This window comes from Psychrobacter sp., assembly GCF_036731945.1.
In the GTDB taxonomy this organism is placed as follows: Bacteria; Pseudomonadota; Gammaproteobacteria; order Pseudomonadales; family Moraxellaceae; genus Psychrobacter.
In genome coordinates this window covers 17,939-21,167 of sequence record NZ_DAINDI010000036.1, presented here as the reverse complement: position 1 = coordinate 21,167, position 3,229 = coordinate 17,939, and the positions used below count along the sequence as shown (strand labels likewise).

5 protein-coding genes are annotated in these 3,229 nt (G+C 45.2%); all 5 read left to right on the top strand.

All coding sequences use genetic code 11. The annotated features are described in order from the left end of the window. Positions 1-480: GspL/Epsl periplasmic domain-containing protein (locus V7D75_RS08790; RefSeq protein ID WP_333614256.1), on the top strand; the 480-nt coding region annotated here is incomplete at its 5' end. 2 nt (positions 481-482) lie between these two features. Continuing rightward, complete coding sequence (gene gspM / locus V7D75_RS08785; RefSeq protein WP_333614255.1) at positions 483-1,046, top strand: type II secretion system protein GspM; 564 nt, start codon at positions 483-485, stop codon at positions 1,044-1,046. 127 nt (positions 1,047-1,173) lie between these two features. Then, on the top strand, positions 1,174-1,599 hold the full coding sequence (locus V7D75_RS08780; protein ID WP_333614254.1) for a DUF4870 family protein: 426 nt from the start codon (positions 1,174-1,176) through the stop codon (positions 1,597-1,599). A gap of 239 nt (positions 1,600-1,838) precedes the next feature. Further along, positions 1,839-2,873 carry a quinone-dependent dihydroorotate dehydrogenase gene (locus V7D75_RS08775; protein WP_296190288.1) on the top strand — a complete coding sequence of 345 codons (1,035 nt, stop codon included), beginning with the start codon at positions 1,839-1,841 and terminating at the stop codon, positions 2,871-2,873. 80 nt (positions 2,874-2,953) lie between these two features. Beyond that, positions 2,954-3,229: CvpA family protein (locus tag V7D75_RS08770; protein WP_333614253.1), on the top strand; the 276-nt coding region annotated here is incomplete at its 3' end.

Sequence of the window (3,229 nt, the reverse complement as noted above, 5' to 3'; positions counted from 1 at the left end):
CGGGGGGCGCTGATGGTGGCGCTTTCAGCACTGATATTACAGATGGCGACCGATGGGGTGCAATTCTACCAGTATCAGGCGGCGACAGCGGCGACCAAAACCGAGATTGCCGCTCAGTATCAGTCTTGGTTTCCTAGTGAGCCGCTTAGTACGCGCACGAAATTGCAAGTGCAGTTGCAACCAAAACTGCGTAGTGACAGCCAAGCGCCTAACGCTCACATAGCCGTATTATCACGTATATCACCGCTGATTAAACAATCGTCATTACGCGCGCAGGCGTTAGTCATGCAACCAACTGCGCTCAGCTTTACACTGATTGCACCAGACCGCGGCAGTCTTGATCAATTTACCAATACACTTGTCGCACAAGGCTTAAATGCTAAGTTGGAACAAGTCAATGGCAATGAGCAAGGGCAGTTTAGTGGTCAAGTGACCGTTGATGTGGTAGAAAACAATAGTAGCGTTAGCAATAAAGGGTAACCATGAAAAGATTACAACGCCTCGCCAAACGCAGCACTATGGTGGCTGACCCTAAAAGCAGCGCGTTATCAACGCGCATGAGTAGCTATCAAAATATTTTAATGACACGTTGGCAGGCATTGTCTGCGCGTGACCAATTAGCCTTACTGCTATTGTCGGCGTTTTTGCTGTTATTTGTCGGTGGCTATGGCGGCTATAGCGTCCATCAAGCAGCAAAAGCGAGCAAAAATGAGTATCAAGAGCAGGTCGCTGACTATTTTTGGTTGCGTGCCCAATCTGGTAATATTGATAGCAATGCGTTAAATGGTACTAATTCAGCGGATGGCGCTGAAGCGATGCCGCCGGCTAGCCGTATCAGTGCGCTGTTAAATAATTCAGGGATTGCTGATGCGCAGGTCATTGCAGCAGGCGATGCGGTGCAGCTGAGCTTTACCCATCCAAGCCAAGCGGTGGTGAGCGGGGCGCTGGGTAATCTTGAACAGCAAGGTTGGCAATTTAACCAACTGTCGATGCAGCAAGACTTGGTGACTAAAGCCATTCAAGTGCAGGCAACCGTCAGTTCTTAATATCTTTAGTCAATCAAGTAAGAAAAATATTTAACCACGTTAACGCTTTAAAAATTACCACATTGAAAACCTGACAATTTGCCACAATAAAAATAACTACAGACCACAGAACATAACGAGTGACAGCATGATAAATAATTCTAATAATATGATGAGTGATGATAAACGCCGCTCTTTGACGACATATAACCACATCACCTATTTGCTCTATGTGCTCAGCTATTTTACCGCTGGGCTATTGTGGATTGTGCCTATCTTTATGAACTATGCCAAACGCCGTGATGCTGACGGTACTTGGCTCGCTACCCATTTTGATTGGCAAATTAAGACATTTTGGTACAGTATTGTTCTGTTCGCCATTGGGGTGCTTATCGTCACCTTTGCCTTAGGCGGTTTTGGCGTCAGTATGTTCGCTGAAACCAACAACATTGCCATCGGCTCAGTATTAATGGCCATTTTAGGTTTTATGGTGATGGGCTTTACTTTTATTTGGCATCTGTACCGTATTGTGCGTGGTTGGATTGCGCTCGCCGATGGCCGCCCAGTGCCTTAATCTGCAAATATGAGTAGCAATAAGCAGTAAATGCCGATAAAAACGCTGTCTGATAGGGGTTTCTTTACTAGGTTTAGTCAGTCAATTAACAGTATTAACGCTTATTTATTGGCAGGGTATGGCGTAATTTTCCTGATGAAACTTTGGTCTTATTTCAGTTAAGCTGATATAATCGCAGCGCTTGACCTCATCGGTTTTTCTCATTCATTATTTCTTTTCAAGCAGGGTCTGTCATTACTATGTCTTACGCCTTACTTCGCCCTTTTTTGTTTAATATGGACCCCGAGCACGCGCATGAGATGACCTTATCTTTATTAGATAAAGCTCATAAAGCGCGTGTGTTGGGCTTAGTATATGGTCAGTCAATGCAACCAACCGATTGTATGGGCTTGCAGTTTGCCAATCCTGTTGGGCTTGCCGCCGGTTTGGATAAAAACGGCGATTATATCGATGCATTAGCAGAGTTGGGTTTTGGTTTTATCGAAGTAGGTACGGTCACCCCAAAGCCGCAAGTTGGCAATGACCGCCCGAGACTATTTAGAATCAAGCAAGCCGATGCCATTATTAACCGCATGGGTTTTAATAACGAAGGCGTTGACTACCTGATTGAAAACGTCAAGCGCTGTAAATACCAAGGCAATATAGGTATCAATATCGGTAAAAATGCTGCGACTCCGGTTGAAAATGCGGCTGATGATTATGTCTATTGCTTAGAGCGTGTCTATCCGCATGCGTCTTATATTACGGTCAATATCTCCTCGCCGAATACCAAAAATTTGCGCGACCTACAAAGCGGTGAAGCGTTAACCCAATTATTAGATACCATTAAAAATCGCCACAATCAGCTGGCAACCGAGTATGGTTTTTATGTGCCTTTGGTCCTAAAAGTCGCTCCCGATTTAGACCCCTTACAAGTCGATTATATCTCTCAGCAGTTGCTGGACTTTGAAATTGATGGTTTAATTGCCACCAATACCACGTTGAGCCGCGTGGGCGTTGAAGACTTGCCCGATGGTGAGCAAGCAGGCGGCTTATCCGGTCGTCCGGTCAGCCACATTAGTACGCAAATTCTACAACAATTCTCCGATCAGTTGGGTGGTAAGGTCACGTTGATTGGCGTTGGCGGTATCGATAGCGGTGACAAAGCGGTCAAAAAAATCGAAGCAGGTGCAGATTTGGTGCAGCTTTATTCCGGGCTTATCTATAAAGGGCCTGGACTGGTACAGTCTTGCATTCAATCTATCGGCGGCTATTACGATGCGATGGAAGGTTAAGACTTTTAACGACTTTCACAATGGTAAGCTTTTTAACTTTACTGAAGTACACCATATAAGATGCAAATGAGGCGATAAACATGAGTGGTTTAGACATTGTGATTGCTGTGGTTGTCCTGATTGGCTTATGGCGGGGTTTTCAGGTAGGTCTAATTAAGACAGCTGTCGGTTTGGTCGGTTGGTTTGTCGCACTTATTGCTGCCACGCGTTTGGCAGGTTCGGTCGCGCCGCAATTATCAAGTATGGTAGAGAATCCTGTCTTGCAAATGGCGCTGGCGTTTTTAGTGATTGTAATTGCTATCTTAGCCATTATGCATCTGGTTGCGTTTGTGTTTTCTGGGGTACTTAAAACCTTA

Excerpts from the sequence above, each read along its gene's own strand:
- gspM (WP_333614255.1), top strand. The coding sequence starts at position 483 with ATGAAAAGATTACAACGCCTCGCCAAACGCAGCACTATGGTGGCTGAC.
- V7D75_RS08780 (WP_333614254.1), top strand. The coding sequence starts at position 1,174 with ATGATAAATAATTCTAATAATATGATGAGTGATGATAAACGCCGCTCT.
- V7D75_RS08775 (WP_296190288.1), top strand. The coding sequence starts at position 1,839 with ATGTCTTACGCCTTACTTCGCCCTTTTTTGTTTAATATGGACCCCGAG.